Source organism: Burkholderia sp. PU8-34 (assembly GCF_053427725.1).
This window is the reverse complement of record NZ_JBSAXC010000029.1, coordinates 23,154-38,306: the sequence shown is the minus strand read 5'-3', so window position 1 is coordinate 38,306 and position 15,153 is coordinate 23,154. Positions and strand designations below refer to the sequence as shown.

Here is a 15,153-nt window from a genome sequence, read left to right as displayed (position 1 = left end):
CATATTCGCTTACACAAGGGATGCGCGTGCAGACGCAGCGCATCCCGGCATGCGTCCACGCGTCTGCATCGCACGCTACACCGGCAGCGCATGCGTCGACAGGATTTCCTTCAGTACCATGAAGCTGCGCACCTGCCGCACGCCCGGCAGGTACAGCAACTGCTCCGCATGCAGCCGGTTGAAGCTCTCGCTGTCGCGCGTGCGCACCAGCATGAAGTAGTCGAATTCGCCGGTCACGACGTGACACTCGACGCATCCCGACACCTTCTGCGCAGCCTTCTCGAACGCGGCGAACGCTTCCGGCGTCGAGCGGTCGAGCACGAAGCCGATCACGACCAGCATCCCCGCGCCGAGCGCCTTAGGCTCCAGCAACGCGACGATTCCGCGGATCAATCCCATTTCCTTCAGCCGTTCGACGCGCCGCAGGCACGCGGGTGCGCTCAGCTTGACCTTCGCGGCCAGCGCGACGTTCGAGATCGACGCGTCCTGTTGCAGTTGCCGGAGGATCGCGCGATCGATGCGATCGAGCACTGGCGCGGCTTCCGGAGTCTGAGCCGGGCGTCTGCCTAATTTCATTGCGTCTTCCTCCTGTTCGACGAATTCGGATTATTCAGAACGAGATGATCACGTCTGAAACGTAGGGCGACGTTATTTATTTCGCAAGCTCATTTCGCGCACGCCTGCCTATCATTTTCTTGTCGGGACGTCATCTGCCGGCCGATGCCGGCGGCTCCGATCCCGTCACCTCCCGTCACTTATCCGCCGCGCCTTCCGGAGACATTCGATGAACCTGCAACGCTTCCCCCGTTATCCGCTGACCTTCGGTCCGACGCCGATCCAGCCGCTCGCGCGCCTGAGCGCACATCTCGGCGGCAAGGTCGAGCTGTATGCGAAGCGCGAGGACTGCAACAGCGGCCTCGCGTTCGGCGGCAACAAGACCCGCAAGCTCGAGTACCTGGTTCCCGACGCGCTCGCGCAAGGCTGCGACACGCTCGTGTCGATCGGCGGCGTCCAGTCGAACCAGACGCGGCAGGTCGCCGCCGTCGCCGCGCACCTCGGGATGAAGTGCGTGCTCGTACAGGAGCATTGGGTCAACTACGACGATCCCGTGTACGACCGCGTCGGCAACATCCAGCTATCGCGGATGATGGGCGCCGACGTGCGGCTCGTGCCGGACGGCTTCGACATCGGCATTCGCCGAAGCTGGGAGGAAGCGATGGAAAGCGTGCGGCAGGCGGGCGGCAAGCCGTATCCGATCCCTGCCGGCTGCTCGGAGCATCCGCTCGGCGGACTCGGGTTCGTCGGCTTCGCGGAGGAAGTTCGACAGCAGGAAGCGCAGCTCGGCTTCAAGTTCGACTACATCGTCGTGTGCTCGGTGACGGGCAGCACGCAGGCGGGCATGGTCGTCGGATTCGCGGCCGATGGGCGCGCGGATCGCGTGATCGGGATCGATGCGTCGGCGACGCCGGAGAAGACGCATGCGCAGATCACGCGCATTGCGCGGCACACGGCTGAAATCGTGGAACTCGGACGCCGCATCGACGAGCAGGACGTCGTGCTCGACACGCGCTATGCGGGCCCGGAATACGGGTTGCCGAACGACGGCACGCTCGAAGCGATCCGGCTGTGCGCACGACTCGAAGGCGTGCTGACCGATCCCGTCTATGAAGGGAAGTCGATGCACGGGATGATCGACAAGGTGCGCAAAGGGGAATTCGAGCCGGGGTCGAAGGTACTGTATGCGCATCTCGGCGGGGTGCCGGCATTGAGCGCGTATAGCAGGATTTTTCGGGAGGGTTGACGCGGTTCGGCGGAGGCACGACATGCGCCGATGTCGCCGGCTTCAGACAGGCTCCGATCGAACCGGCGCGACACGCGCCCGGTTCGACTCCCCCCAACCATCTAGCGCAATACCTTGATCTCGATGGCGCCGTAATACATCGCCCGCTCGGTTGAAGCCGACGGGCGAGTCTTCCGCCACCATTTGTCGAATCCGAGCTTGAAGCAAGCCTCGCGGTCGTTCGGACACGCGTTCGCCACGCCGCTGGAATCCCGCGAGCGGTTCATCGTCACCTTCAACAGCGCGCCATGAATGCGGGAAATCTCGCCGGTCGTTATGTTCTGCGGCGCCGGTTCCTGCAGACGAAGCAGCGGATCGATGCCTTGCCCCAATCCGATCGATAGAAGCGCGTTTCGTCAGGCGCGCCGCTCTGCGAGCCCGCGCGGCAAACCGATGCGACGAGTGCGTATGCGGCAACAACGAATCTACTGCGCATTCACGTTTCCTTCTCGCGGAAACAACCGGGCACATACGCGCCCGCCAGCATCGCCAGGAACCGGCTGTTGGTCGACAGGTCGGTGCGCGGGCCGGCCGGCAGCAGATCTGCACCATCTCGATCTGGTGCGTGGTGAGCGGGCGCGCAACACGAGACGATTCGGCGCCTGCCGGCAACCGCGTGACTGGATTTCCGTGTCGATCTCGCGCGCGCCCTGTTTCTACATCGGCGCAAAGAATCCGATCAAATATCTCGCATACTGCGCAACAGATAACCGTCTGGCCTGGAAAGCTCTTCCAATACCGAAAAATGATCGCAATTCTCGACATGTACGAGTTCGACATCCTCGCCAGCCAGACGACACGCATTCGCATAGTCATCGGATTGACGCACCAACTCCGGCAACTCGTCGCTGCCAACGGCGATAACGGTAGGCGCTCCTGGCGAGATTACCTTAACAGGACTATAGGTGCGCACTTCGTCCGTCGAAAGCCCAAGCTTTTCATTGAGTGTAGTAAGCCGTATCGGCTCTAGATCAGTGAGCGCACTAATCGGCAACGCTTTACGAACCGCAGGGTGCGATCGGTGCATCGCAGTCAGATGCCCGCCAGCCGAATGCCCGCACAGATATAGCGATTGGCGGCTAATCCCGAGTTGATCCCTGTCGGCCTCCAGGTGATCCAACAGCATGCCTATCTCACTGACGATCCGTGTCATTGAAGCTTCGGGAGCAAGCGTATACTCGGCCAAAACGACATTGAATCCGAGCGACAGGGGTCCCGCCGAAACAAACGCAAAATCCTCCTTCTGGCAGCTTTGCCAATATCCACCATGGATGAAGACGAAGGTTGGGGCGTTGGGTGTATCAGACGGAATCCAGTCGTAACGTTGGCGAGGGCGCTGGCCATAGCGGATATCTCGACGGCAACGCGAAGATGCGTACAGGGCCCTGCTCCTGCTCTGAAAATCCGCAAGTATTCGCTCGTAGCCAGGAGTCGCGCCAATAATATTGTATGCGTCGTCAAGTTCCGCCGCATTCATTTCACGGTAAATACTTTTCACAAATATCGCCAAGCAATAATAGATGGATGATGTGATCACCTGACGTGACCACATCATCGATCAAGTAACGAGCGCTTTATCTCGGAATTTGACGTAGTCGCCGGGGCGACGCATCACAGGTCGTTACTTGCGCTTGAAGAACCACCAATTGCCGGTGTTCAGCGCTCCGCCATTCAGCGATACACCAACCGCGTTGCCACCGTTGCCGGACGGGTTCGATTGGCCGTATGCAATACTCAGGCCCACGCCATTTTGCGACGAAGAGGAACCGACGTTACCCGAAATCGCCCCACCAATGACGAGCCCGCCGCCGGATGTGCGAGTGGTCTCAGCGAAGTTAAGTTCGCGCATTTCTACTACTCCTTGATTCGCATTGGAAAATTGCAATATCTTCCGGATTTGCATGCGACACATAAAGAACTAAATCTTTAAATCTACACGCAAAGCAGGAGCACCGCTGATTTATATAATACGTCTATCCATCATGCGGCGCAGTCTCATCCTATTGCTGTTGACGCGGCCTGGCTATCTGACGAGTCCGATTTTTCTCATGAATATGTGACAAGCGCTGTCCAACGGCAGATGAGCCTGGACGGGGCATTTCCGCCGCATTTCCACGGGATGATGAGCCTGGGCTGAAGCGAACCCGGCAAGGGATTGACTGCCGATGGACTGCAGGCTAGTCGGGATGGTTGATGATCTATGGATGATCATCGATTTGAATGAAACAAGAATCCGCACCATGGAACAGGTGCGTGCCGTGCTCGCCGGACGGCATCACGTAATCGAGCACGAGCACGTCGCACGACACCGCGTCGAGCTTCTCGATCAACGCGGCGGCGCTCGGCACGACCACGACGATCTCGATCGTCGGCATGTCGTTCAGCGTCTGCGCATGCCGTGGCCGCTCACCGGATGGTCGTCGCGACGATCACGCGCACCGAGAATTCGTCCATTGAGTGCCTGTTGAGTCGGCGTCATGCGGCGCCGCGAAGAGTTTTCTGGGAATGCCGTACTGGCCCTCCAATTTTCTCGATATAGTCGGCTTCCGGTAGATGGGCCGGTCGACACGACGCCCCGCTGCCCCGGCGGGTACGCAGCGGCGCGCATCAATCGCGTCGCATCCCGCCTGGCCGATCCGGGTCAGTTGTACTGGAGCACATACGTCAGTGTCGCATCCGCCTTCCCCGCCTTGATTTCGCCGCCGCTGGCGATGTAGCGCGCCTTGCCCTGGAAGCGGTAGAACTCGCTGTTGGTGCCGCTGCTCGTCCAGGTCATCGGCATCGCTTTCGCCTTGGAGAACGGCAGGTCTACCCCCTTGTCGTTGGTCAACGCCACGCCGACACCCTGCGCCATGCCGGCCTGGCCCTGCCCATCCGTGAGCAGCAAGCCGTCGCGCGGCGAATTGCCATCGAAGTAGATCGACACGGGCGGCTTGGCGGTCGGGTTCATGCCGTCGCAGCGAATGTCCAGCGAGAAATCCTTCTGAAGCGTGTTGCCCTGCCTGAGCTCGCCGATGGCGGGCCGCCCCAGATTGACGGTGGGCGCGGACGCCGGGCTGTAGCAGCTGGTGAAGTAGATGTTGTTCACCAGCGTGGTCTTCAACTGGGTACCCTTGACGGGTATCCGAGTCTGCGGAACCGTGGACATGTAATAGAGAGTATTGACATCGAACGGCGTGATGCTGCCGCTTCCGACCGCCATCCCGGTGCGGATGAACTCCACGCGCATCCTGTCGGGGGTCGGCAGAGGGACGGTCGGCCCGCGGCCCTTGTTTTCGAATGGCGGGGTAAAGGGGGTGGACCAATTGCCGGAGGTCGACATGAAGGCGATACGAATGCCGATGCCGGGGATCCCGGATTCGTAAATTTTCTTGCTCGCATCCTGCAGTGGAAGCGTGACCGTCATTTGCTCCATGCCCCAGGGCTCAGCTCCGTCGCAGAGGTAAAAAGTCAAATAGTTTGACAGGGAAACGTCATAGTAGGTAAGCACGCCTCCAATGGCTGCAGCCCGCAGCGTGAGGCTGGCCGGCAACGGCGCAGCCGTTAATTGGGAAGGCGTGCTCACTCCGCCGTTCCACTTACACACGGCCTGAGCCTGCCCGACCCACCCGCCGAAGATCAGCATCAACGACAGCACGGCCGTGCGAAGCGGAGCGGTGATCCGCCGCGGCACGACGGAACGGGATTTGGAATGAGTTTGAAGATGCATCGTGGTTCCTCGTATCTCTGAATGGGGAAAGGTCATCCGAACGCGGCTCAGCGCGTGCCGACAACCGTGCGCGCATCCGTGCCGCGATATCTGACGCGCACGAGGTTGACGAGCACGTGCGCGCCTCCCGCTCGATCGCCGTCGGCGTGCGCGATCGTGATCTCGCGGCCGAGCATCGCACGCCGAGCGTCTGCAGCGCGCGAAACACGGCGGGTGAATTGAGCATCGTGACGATCACGAAGCGCAGGTCGGGATAACGACGGTGCAGGTAGCCGATCAGCGCCTGGCCGTCGCCGTGCTCGCCCGCCGGCATCACGTAGTCGAGCACGAGCACGTCGCACGGCGCGGCATCGAGCTTCTCGATCAACGCGGCGGTGCTCGGCACGACCGCGACGACCTCGATCGTCGGCATGTCGTTCAGCGTTTGTGCAATGCCGTGGCCCGTCACCGGATGGTCGTCCGCGACGATCACGCGCACCGAGAATTCGTCCATTGAGAGCCTGTGGCGGGCGGCGCAATGCGGCACCGCGAACCGCTTTATGTGGATGCCGTACTGGCCCCCCATTTCATCTCAATAAAGTCGTCTCTCGGTGCGCCAACCGGCAGACAAATCCCCGTGCCGCTTCGGGCGGGCACGCGGCGACGCACATCGATCGCGTCCCCTCCCCGCGTTGCCGGTTCGGCTCAGTTGTACTGGAGCACGTACGTCAGCGTCGCGTCCGCCTTCCCCGCCTTGATTTCGCCGCCGCTGGCGATGTAACGCGCCTTGCCCGCGAAGCGATACAACTCGCTGTCGGTGCCGCTGCTTGTCCAGGTCATCGGCATTGCTTTCGCCTTGGCGAACGGCAGGGCTACGCCCTTGTCGTTGGTCAGCGACACGCCGACGCCCTGCGCCATGCCGGCCTGGCCCTGCCCGTCCGTGAGCAGCAAGCCGTCGCGCGGCGCATTGCCCTCGAAGTAGATCGACACGGGCGGCTTGGTGGTCTGGTTCATGCCGTCGCAACGGATGTCCAGCGAGAAGTCCTTCCGAATCGTGTTGCCTTGCGTGAGCTCGCCGATGGTAGGCCGCCCCAGATTGACCGTGGGGGCCGACGCCGGGTTGTAGCAACTGGTGAAATAAATGTTGTTCACCAGCGTGGTCGCCAACTGGGTGCCCGTGACCGGGATACGGGACTGCGGGACCGTGTTCAGGTGAAAGACTGAGCTGAAATCGAACGGCGTAATGCTGCCTCTGCCGACATCCATTCCAGTACGGATAAACTCCACCACAACCCGGCCGGGCACGCTATAGACGATGTTCGCCGTCGTTTGGCGGTTGAATGGCGCGGCGAGTGTACCCCAACCGGTGCCTGAGAAGGAAATACGAATACCGACCCCGGGAATCCCGGATTCGTAGATTTGCTTGCTCGCGTCTTGTAGCGGAAGCGTGTTGGTCACGACTTCCATGCCATAGTAATCGGATGCACAGGTGAACCGCGTTAGGGTAGGGTAAGGCGGGAGATTAACCATCGCGGTGGCCATCACACCGCCGATGGCAGCTGCCCTCAACGTCACTGTGGCGGGCAACGCTGACGCTTTCAACTCCGAAGGCGGCGGCGGGGTATCCCACTTACACCCAGCGGCTTGGGCTTGCCCGCCCCAACCGGCGAGAAAGAGCATGAGCGACAGCATGGCCGCATGCAATGCAGAGGCGGTCCGCCTCGGTGCGACGGAACGATATCCGGGATGAGTATGAAGATGCATCGTGATTCCTCGTATCTGTGGATTGGGAAGTGCCGTCCGGACGCCGTTCAGCGCGCGCCGGCAATCGGGCCGGCGTGCGTGCACCTCACCACCTGCCGCTCGTAGGCCAGCTCCTTGTTCTGCGGTTTCAGCGCATAGCCGATCGTGCATTGCCTGTCGCCCCAGCGCACGTCGATGCTGCCCTTGTCCTCGATGCCGAACACCAGCACGCGTGACTGGTTGTCCACCATGCCGAGCAGCTTGCCCTTCGCGTCGTACGCCTGCGCGCCAAACGGCACCTTGCCGCCTTCGTCCTGGCTCAGCTCGAACTGCACGCGCCGGCCTGACTCCGCCTCGAAGCGGGTCTTGACGATCGCTCCACGCGTCGGCACGACCATCTTCGCGTTGTCGGTAATCTCGGTTTGCGTGCCGATGCTCGACGGATCGATGTTCAGCCAGTTCTGACGGTACGGCTGCAGATACGGCACGATCGCGTAGCCGCGCCGGTCAGTGCGCACCGTCGGCGATCCGCCGAACGTCACGTCGCGCACCTTCGGCACCTGAACCACGGCAAACGTCTCGCCGAGCGGCTGGCCGAGCGTGACGCCGCCGCCATGCACGACGACGGAGCCCGACGCGCCCGCGTCGAAATGCCGGCCCGAACGGTCCTGCGTGAAGTTGCCGGTCAGCTTCGCGTTCGGCGTATCCCAGCCCGCGCTGACGCCGCCCGAGCCACCGCCATCGCGGCTGTAGCCCGCCTGCACGCCGTAATTGACGGTGTTGCTGTCGTTCAGGTAACCCGACACGCCGGTCTGCACGTTGTAGTCGCCGCGCGTCGACGACACCGCGTTCGCGTACAGACGATGCGAACTTGACGCCTTGCCCAGCGGAATGCTCACGGACACGCTGAACTGCGTGTCCGGACGCGCGAACGGCCCCGATTCCTGGGTATGCGATGCCGACACGCTGTAGCTGATGTTCTTGTAGCTGTTGCTGTAGCCGACCTGAAAGCGCCGGCTGCGTGCTTCGCCGTTCCAGTAGGTCGTGTCGCCGACGCCGGCAAACATCGAGCCGCTTCCGAGCGGCTGATTGACGTTCACGTCGAGGCGGCTTTTCTGGCGCGCGACGCGCGGCCCGAACGAACGGTCCGTATCCTCCACGTGCTGGCTCAACGTGCGGTAGCCGTCCGTCGAATAGCGGTAGCCGACCATCGTGAACGTCGTGTTGGTCGGAAACAGCGTCTTCGAATACAGAAAACGCAAGCTCTGCCCTTGCCGGGTGCCCGCCGACGTGCGCGACCGGCTCGTCGTGACGTCCAGCGACATGCCGCCGATGCGCGTGTTCACGCCGATGCCGAGGGCCGCCGCCACGTAGTCGTCCGCGGCGATAATGCCGCCGTAGCCGGTGAAATTGTCGGACACGCCGTACACCAGCGTGCCCTGCGTGAACTTCGGGCTCGACTGGCCCCGGACGCGATATTGACCGGCGGCGAACGAATACCGCAGGCTGCCGCGCCGAACCATGACCGGCAGGTACGAGTACGGTTGAGTGAACCGGCGCACGCGCCCGTCCGACTCGGTGATCCTGATCTCGAGGTCGCCGTTCGAGCCGCTCGGATAGATGTCGGTGATCTCGAACGCGCCCGGCGGCACCGGCGTCGAGTAGATCACGTAGCCGTTCTGCCGCACTTCCACGATGGCATTGCTCTCGGCAATGCCGCGCACAACCGGCGCGAAACCGACTTCGCTGTCGGGCAGCATGCCGAGATCGGTGCCGATCTGCGCGCCGACGAAACGCACGCTGTCGAAGATGTCCCCGGACGTATACAGCTCGCCGGCCGCTACCTTGCTGCGCAGGCGCCGGATGTCGCGCTCGACGTAGCTGCGGTTGCTGGTGAAGCGGCTGCCCGCACCCGTGGTGCCGGTGAACGTCGATTCGTTACGGAAACGCCAGCCGCCGGCATTGAAGCCGTTGCGCAAACCGACGAAGTAATACTCGTTGTTGTTGCCGTGGCTATCGTTGCGGCTGTAGCTGACCTGATAGTCGCTGTACAGCGCAGGCATGCCGTCGTCCCACAGCGACTGGTCCACGTAGCCGCGCGAGGTGCGCGACACATACAATTGCGGAAAGCTGATGTTCAGCGACAGCGTATTGGATTCGAACTCCACCGAAGCGCCGTCCGCCACGGCGGGCAGATCCACGATCGTCGCGTCGTCCGCGCCCGCGGCAATGCGCCCGTCCTTCTCCAGCCGCGCGACGTTGACGCCGGCGGTGCGCAACAGCCCGAGCGTCACCGTCGGCTTGACGGCGCCGTCGGCGTCTGCGCGGAACACGACGTCCTGACGCTTTACCAGTGCGTGATTCAGATAGACGTCGACGTCATAGCTGCCCGGCGGCACCGCGCTGCCCTTCTCGAAATAGCTCAGCTCGACCGGCCCTTCGCCCTTGCGCAGAAAGGATTCGTTGAATTCCACCGCGTGGCCCTGCGCCGGCAGCATCAGGCCGAGCAGCGCAAGGCACGGCGCGCCGATCTGCGCGGCCGTCCAGATATCCCCTTCCTTCCTGACGTTCTCCATACCTTTTCTCTAAGTTGATTCACCTCCCGAGCGGAATCGCAACCGCGAACACTCCCTTCCCCGCGGCACAGGCGTTGGGATAACGAAGATGAAGAGGGATACGACGGGCTGAACCGGCTGCGTCAACCGGCGGTGGTGCCGTCGTGCGGTTCGACGGCGCCGTAATCGTTGATCGATTCGAAGTGGACCTTTACGCCCGCTGCGGCGGCGCCAGCCGGCAGATCCTTGACGGCAAAATGGCGGGTGGCGGACGGCGGCACCATCTCGGCCGCTGCGGTATAGTTCCGGCCACCGCTTTGTACATTGACCGACGCCAGCGAGACGAAGTAAGCCGACGGATTGCTGACTTCGAGCTGCGTCTGGCTGTCGCGTTGAACGAGCTTCCAGCGAAGCTGCGCGGGTGCTTCCTCGACCTTGCCGGGCAGGCCGGCGGGCCGGTAGAAGAACTTGATGCGCTGACGCACGGCAATCTGCAGCGAGTTGTCGTACTTGGCTTTCTGCGGGATTTCCTGCACGTTGAGCCAGAACACCGACTCGCGATCGGCGGGCAGGCCCTGACCGTAGTAGAGGACGCGCAGCGTCTGCTGCTTCTCCGCGCCGAGGCGGCCGAGCGCCGGCGTGATCGCGAACGGCACGTCCGCCGTCCCGTCGCTCGCGTCCATCCACGACTGGATCATCACGTCGGCGGGCGCTCGGTTGCGGACCAGAATCGACGCCTCCTTACTCGGCGCGGCCAGCACGACGCGGGTTCCGTCGAGCGTGACGCCGGCGAGCGCAGCGCCCGAAGACAACAACAGCGAGCCGGCCAGGGCCAGCCCTGCAAAGTGGAATCGTTTCATGTCGAATGGGAAGTCGTTGATCGGGCGGGAATGTCTCCCCGCCCGGGGGTGGATTACTCGTAGGTCAGCGTGAACGGCAGCGTGCCGTCGGCGGTACCGGCCTCGACGTCGTTGCCCGCCTTCACGTAGCCGGCGCGCAGCGCCAGGTTGGCCGTGTAGGTCGGCGCTTCGGCGGTGCCGCCCTGGACCAGCGGTGCGTCGAACGTCTCGTTGGCGTTCAGATTCAGCAGCGTGCCCGCCGTGTTGTAGATGCCGATGCCCACGCCCTTGGCCGTGCCGGTGGTCTTCAGCAGCTTGTTGTTGGTGCCGTCCACGCCCGAACCGCCGGCCGGGTCGAAGCGCACCTTGACCGTGTTCAGGCCCTTGCCGGTCGAACCGCAATCGAGGTTGAGGTTGATCGCGGTGGCGGCCGCGATGCCGCTGCCCGCGGTGCCGCCCAGCGCGTCCACGCTGACCTTGCCCAGCTTGACGTCGATCGACTGCTCACCCTTGTTGCCGGTCACGGACGTGCCGTTGCCGCCCGTGATGTTGCACGACGCTGCCACGATCTCGCCCGTGAAGTTGATCGTGCCATCCGCGGCATGAGCAGCGTTCATCGCCGCGAATGCGAGACCGGCAGCCGACATCATCATTGCAATCTTTTTCATTTCGAGTTCACTCAATCATTAATGGAGAATTACCGGCGACATCGTTCGGTCCGAACGCACGCCACATTACTTTCTGCACAACTAAACTACCTTCGATTTAAGTGTCCTTGACCACCCCGCAATAGAGAAAATTGAAATCTCCCCCGACACTCCGGACGGGGCTCGAACCGTCACGAATACTCGGTTACCGGCCCTCGACACCGCCCATGGCGGGATCGTCGACCAGATCGAGACAGGTCGCGCACTTGATCAGCTCGACTTCGTTCTTCACGCCAAGCTTTTTCATCGCGCTCAGCTTCTGCGAACTAATCGCCTGCTTTCCCTTTTTTAGCCAACTCGCGATCTCGTTGCTCGACAGGTCAGACAGGTAACGCCGGATGACCCCGATCTCGCGCGGCGATAGCTTCGACTCGCGCCGGCCCTCGCCTTAGCTAACCTCGTCGCGCGTGCGCTTGATCGTCGAAGACAGATAATTGCCACCACCGTAGCCCGAATGAATCGCGGTGATAATATGACCGCCGTCGTCGAACTTGCTGACAATGCCCGACCTGGCTTCAGGATGACGACATAAAGCAACATCTATCTCGTGACTTCAATTATAAAAATTGCCAGATCAGCGGCAAACAGGACAAGTTCCAATCTGAATCAGCGATACATAGGACAAGACCGAATTTCTAATCGCCACTTGACTTGCAGGGCAATCGTACAAACTGTGTCAATCGTTAAATGGCGCTTCCGTTTGCTCTCGCGCAGCGCGAACCAGCGCGGCATCCACCTGGTCTCGGCATGGTCAAGTCAGGTAGGCATGTCGCTGGGGCAAGTCCGGACCGCCGACAAGAGCAACGAAATCACGGCCATCCCGGAACTGCTCGATTTCATGCGATTGCCCTGGTGAAAAAGCACTGTCCAATGTCTCAACCGATTACCGAATACGGTTCGAGGGTGTCTCAAGCGGCAGCCGGTCACGACGTGACCGCGCCTCCCTCTCCGACCGACCGTGACGCCGCGTTTCCGCACGATCCGCTATCAGTGGCCAGGTTTGCCGTGCGCGTCATGTGTGTCGCCGGCCGCTCTATCCTTATTGCCTGACTTCCCTCACTGGCCCGCGACGCAAACCGAATTCAACCGGCGCAGGCCGCGCGTGGCCGCGTTGCCTTTCGCGACGGGCAGCGCGTACTTGATCGAGCACGACGTGTCGTTCCAACGTATCGTCAGCGTGCCGTTGTCCTCCAGCCCGCGCGCGAAGATCCGGCTGCCCTGCCCGACCACGCCGACTTCCTTGCCCCCCGCATCGACGACACCCGCGCCGAACGGCAGCGCGCTGCCGTCGTCGCGCCGCGCGTCGATCACGGCCGACTTGCCCGACGTCGTCGCAAATTCGATCAGCGACACAGCGCCTGCTCGCGGCGCGACCTGCTGCGTCGTCATCTTCATCTCGACGTCGGTGGACAGCCCTTCCGGATCGAGCTCGATCGAATTCATCGAATACGGCGTCAGGTACGGCACGACCGCATAGCCACGCCCGTCAATGCGCGCGCCCGGCGAGTTCATCACGCGCGCGCCGGCCGCGTCGTCCGCCTTGACGATCGCGAATGTCTCCGACAGCGGTTGCGACAGCGTAAGCCCGCCGCGGTGAGCCACCATCCCGCCGCGAATGCCGACCGAGCCCTGCTGATAGCCCGTGCCCGCGCCAGCCGTCGCCGACAGTTCGCCGAACGCGCCGCGATAGACGACGCTGCCGCTGCCGTCGTTGTTCGCACTGCCGTTGCCGGACGCCCGATTCGCCGTGACGCTGTACGACATGTTGTCATCGCGCCCCGCCGAACCCGAGATCGTCGCGAGCGCCTGGTTCTGGCCGTTCGTGCTGTGCGAGAAGCTCGTCGTCGCCGTCACGGGAGACGTGCGGCCGAACGGGATCGTCGCGCTCACGTAGTACTGCGTTTCGCTCCGGCCCATGCTGTTCTGCTGCCGCAGCACCGATACGCCGTAGGTGATGTTCCGGAACGTGTTCGAATACGTCGCCGAATAAGTGAGATCGGTGCCGCCGCGGTTCCAGTAATTCGTCGCGGATACGTTGAGCCCGAGCCGCCCAGCGCGCTCGCCGAGCACCTGGTTCACGGACAGCGACGTGCGGCTGCGTTGCCGCGAGACCGAGTCGACGGCTCCGCCGTTCGCGACGCGCTCGCGCACGAGCATCGCGTCGTTCAGCCCGAAGAAGCCGCTCGTCGAATAACGGTACGTGGCGAGCGACACGTCGGTCTGCGTCTGCACGATCGATTTCGCATAACTCAAGCGCGCGCTGGTGCCGTTGAAGCGCTTGACGCCCGGCACCGACGTGCTCGCATGCGTAACGTCGAAGCCGAACGCGCCGAACCCCGTGTTGAGCGCCGCGCCGACCATGCCGGACAGGTAGCCTTGCGCGACGGTCGCCCCGCCGTACGCGGTCACCATGTTCGTCAGGCCCTGCTGCCACGTGCCCTGCATGAACAGCGGATTGCGGTCGCTCTGCGTGTCGTGCACCGTGCCCGCGACGAAGCTGTAGCGGTGAACGCCCGGCCGCAGCGACATCGGCACCGCCGCGTACGGTACGCTGAACTGGTGGACGGCGCCATCGGCTTCGCTCACCTGCACGATCAGGTCGCCGCCATAGCCGGTCGGATAGAGGTCGTCGATCTCGAACGCGCCCGGCGCGACCGTCGTCTCGTAGATCGTCAGGCCGTTCTGCCGAATCGTCACCTTCGCATTGCTGTTCGCGACGCCGCGCACGACGGGTGCGAAGCCGCGCACCGAATCGGGCAGCATCCGGTCGTCGGACGCGATCTGCACGCCGCGGAACTGCGTCGAGTCGAACAGTTCGCCCGACGTATACGATTCGCCGATGGTGAGCTGCGACTTCAGCGCGGTGAGATCGCGCCGCACATAGGTCGCGATGTCCTGATAGCGCGCGCCGCCGCCCGTCGACCAGCTGTACGAGCCTTCATGACGGAAATGCCACGCGCCGATGTTGACGCCGCCCGTCAGCCCGACGTAGCCCTGCGTCATCGTCGGGCCGCCGTCGCCGCGCCGGCTGTAGAGGTTCGCGTTGTAGTTCAGCATGCCGGCCGTCACGCCGCCGTCCCAACGCTCGGGCCCGACGTAGCCGCGCGGATTGCGGCGCAGCGCCGTCTGCGGAATGCTGACGCGCAGTTGCTGCTCGCCGAATTCGAACGACGCGCGCGCATCGGGAATCGCATCAGCCAATTCCATGCATGTACGTTCATCGCGCAGCCGCGACAACACATCGGGCGCGAGCCGATCGACGTCGACGCCGATCTCCTGCAGCTGCGCTTCGTTGAAGCACGGCTGCGCGTCGATCGCGTGTGCCGACGCACGGAATGTGACCTGCATCGTGGACGTCAGGTTCTCGTTCACGTAGACGTCGACCTTGTACATACCGGGCAGCACCGCATTGCCCTTCCCGAACCGCGACAGGTCGACGTGCCCGCCGCGATTGCCGGGCAGAAAGCCGCTGTCGAACTCGACGCTCGCCACTTGCGTCGCGCCGACGTCCGTCCCCGCCACGGCCGACGCGGCGTTCGCATGCGCAGACCAACCCGCGACGGCCGACAGCACCATCGAATGGAGTAGGTTCAGCTTCGGCATGCGGCGCATTTTGTCGCCGGACTGGAGAAGAAAGCTCATGCGGGCCTTTTATTGGTTCGTTATGCGAAATGCATGTCACAGTCCGCGCGGGCGGGTGTCGCGTGGGTATCGCCTGCTACCCCGAGGCGGCTTCCGGTCCGGCTGGACTGTCGGTCGGCATCGCGCGTTGCGGCTTCGG

At 62.9% G+C, this 15,153-nt stretch carries 13 protein-coding genes and 2 pseudogenes; 2 read left to right on the top strand and 13 right to left on the bottom strand.

The window, feature by feature from the left end:
* Nucleotides 1-75: 75 nt before the first annotated feature.
* The gene (locus ACV22Z_RS34595) at nucleotides 76-576 is read right to left on the bottom strand and encodes an Lrp/AsnC family transcriptional regulator (RefSeq protein WP_448080742.1); all 501 of its coding nucleotides are present in this window, start codon (nucleotides 574-576) and stop codon (nucleotides 76-78) included.
* A 208-nt stretch (nucleotides 577-784) separates the two neighbouring features.
* Between ACV22Z_RS34595 and ACV22Z_RS34590 the strand changes: the two genes are divergently transcribed.
* Complete coding sequence (locus tag ACV22Z_RS34590) at nucleotides 785-1,801, top strand: 1-aminocyclopropane-1-carboxylate deaminase (protein WP_448080741.1); 1,017 nt, start codon at nucleotides 785-787, stop codon at nucleotides 1,799-1,801.
* Between the two features lie 101 nt (nucleotides 1,802-1,902).
* Here ACV22Z_RS34590 and ACV22Z_RS34585 read toward each other — a convergent pair whose 3' ends face one another.
* The 11 genes and pseudogenes from ACV22Z_RS34585 to ACV22Z_RS34535 form a co-directional block, all read right to left on the bottom strand.
* Nucleotides 1,903-2,172 (bottom strand): hypothetical protein, encoded by a 270-nt coding sequence (locus ACV22Z_RS34585; RefSeq protein WP_448080740.1) that lies wholly within the window; start codon nucleotides 2,170-2,172, stop codon nucleotides 1,903-1,905.
* A 347-nt stretch (nucleotides 2,173-2,519) separates the two neighbouring features.
* A complete protein-coding gene (locus ACV22Z_RS34580) occupies nucleotides 2,520-3,344 on the bottom strand; it encodes an alpha/beta hydrolase (RefSeq protein WP_448080759.1) in 825 nt (274 codons plus the stop codon).
* A 117-nt stretch (nucleotides 3,345-3,461) separates the two neighbouring features.
* The gene (locus ACV22Z_RS34575) at nucleotides 3,462-3,689 is read right to left on the bottom strand and encodes a hypothetical protein (RefSeq protein WP_448080739.1); all 228 of its coding nucleotides are present in this window, start codon (nucleotides 3,687-3,689) and stop codon (nucleotides 3,462-3,464) included.
* A gap of 349 nt (nucleotides 3,690-4,038) precedes the next feature.
* Nucleotides 4,039-4,215 (bottom strand): hypothetical protein, encoded by a 177-nt coding sequence (locus tag ACV22Z_RS34570; RefSeq protein ID WP_448080738.1) that lies wholly within the window; start codon nucleotides 4,213-4,215, stop codon nucleotides 4,039-4,041.
* Nucleotides 4,216-4,481: 266 nt separating this feature from the next.
* Nucleotides 4,482-5,405 (bottom strand): fimbrial protein, encoded by a 924-nt coding sequence (locus ACV22Z_RS34565; RefSeq protein WP_448080737.1) that lies wholly within the window; start codon nucleotides 5,403-5,405, stop codon nucleotides 4,482-4,484.
* A gap of 13 nt (nucleotides 5,406-5,418) precedes the next feature.
* Nucleotides 5,419-5,961: a hypothetical protein gene (locus tag ACV22Z_RS34560; RefSeq protein ID WP_448080758.1), complete on the bottom strand. Its 543-nt coding sequence runs from the start codon at nucleotides 5,959-5,961 to the stop codon at nucleotides 5,419-5,421.
* Between the two features lie 272 nt (nucleotides 5,962-6,233).
* Nucleotides 6,234-7,208, bottom strand: coding sequence for a fimbrial protein (locus ACV22Z_RS34555; protein WP_448080757.1), 975 nt, complete (start codon nucleotides 7,206-7,208; stop codon nucleotides 6,234-6,236).
* Nucleotides 7,209-7,339: 131 nt separating this feature from the next.
* Entirely contained in the window at nucleotides 7,340-9,847 is a 2,508-nt protein-coding gene (locus ACV22Z_RS34550) for a fimbria/pilus outer membrane usher protein (protein ID WP_448080736.1), read from the bottom strand.
* Nucleotides 9,848-9,969: 122 nt separating this feature from the next.
* Nucleotides 9,970-10,686, bottom strand: a complete 717-nt coding sequence (locus ACV22Z_RS34545) for a fimbrial biogenesis chaperone (RefSeq protein WP_448080735.1) — start codon at nucleotides 10,684-10,686, stop codon at nucleotides 9,970-9,972.
* Nucleotides 10,687-10,739: 53 nt separating this feature from the next.
* Nucleotides 10,740-11,333, bottom strand: a complete 594-nt coding sequence (locus ACV22Z_RS34540) for a fimbrial protein (protein ID WP_448080734.1) — start codon at nucleotides 11,331-11,333, stop codon at nucleotides 10,740-10,742.
* Between the two features lie 184 nt (nucleotides 11,334-11,517).
* Nucleotides 11,518-11,727 (bottom strand): annotated as a pseudogene (locus tag ACV22Z_RS34535) (LuxR C-terminal-related transcriptional regulator); the annotation flags it as partial.
* A gap of 375 nt (nucleotides 11,728-12,102) precedes the next feature.
* Between ACV22Z_RS34535 and ACV22Z_RS34530 the strand changes: the two are divergent.
* Nucleotides 12,103-12,219 (top strand): annotated as a pseudogene (locus ACV22Z_RS34530) (ISAs1 family transposase); the annotation flags it as partial.
* Nucleotides 12,220-12,428: 209 nt separating this feature from the next.
* On the opposite strand, the gene ACV22Z_RS34525 reads toward ACV22Z_RS34530, so the two are convergent.
* A complete protein-coding gene (locus tag ACV22Z_RS34525; protein ID WP_448080733.1) occupies nucleotides 12,429-15,014 on the bottom strand; it encodes a fimbria/pilus outer membrane usher protein in 2,586 nt (861 codons plus the stop codon).
* Nucleotides 15,015-15,153 lie beyond the last annotated feature (139 nt).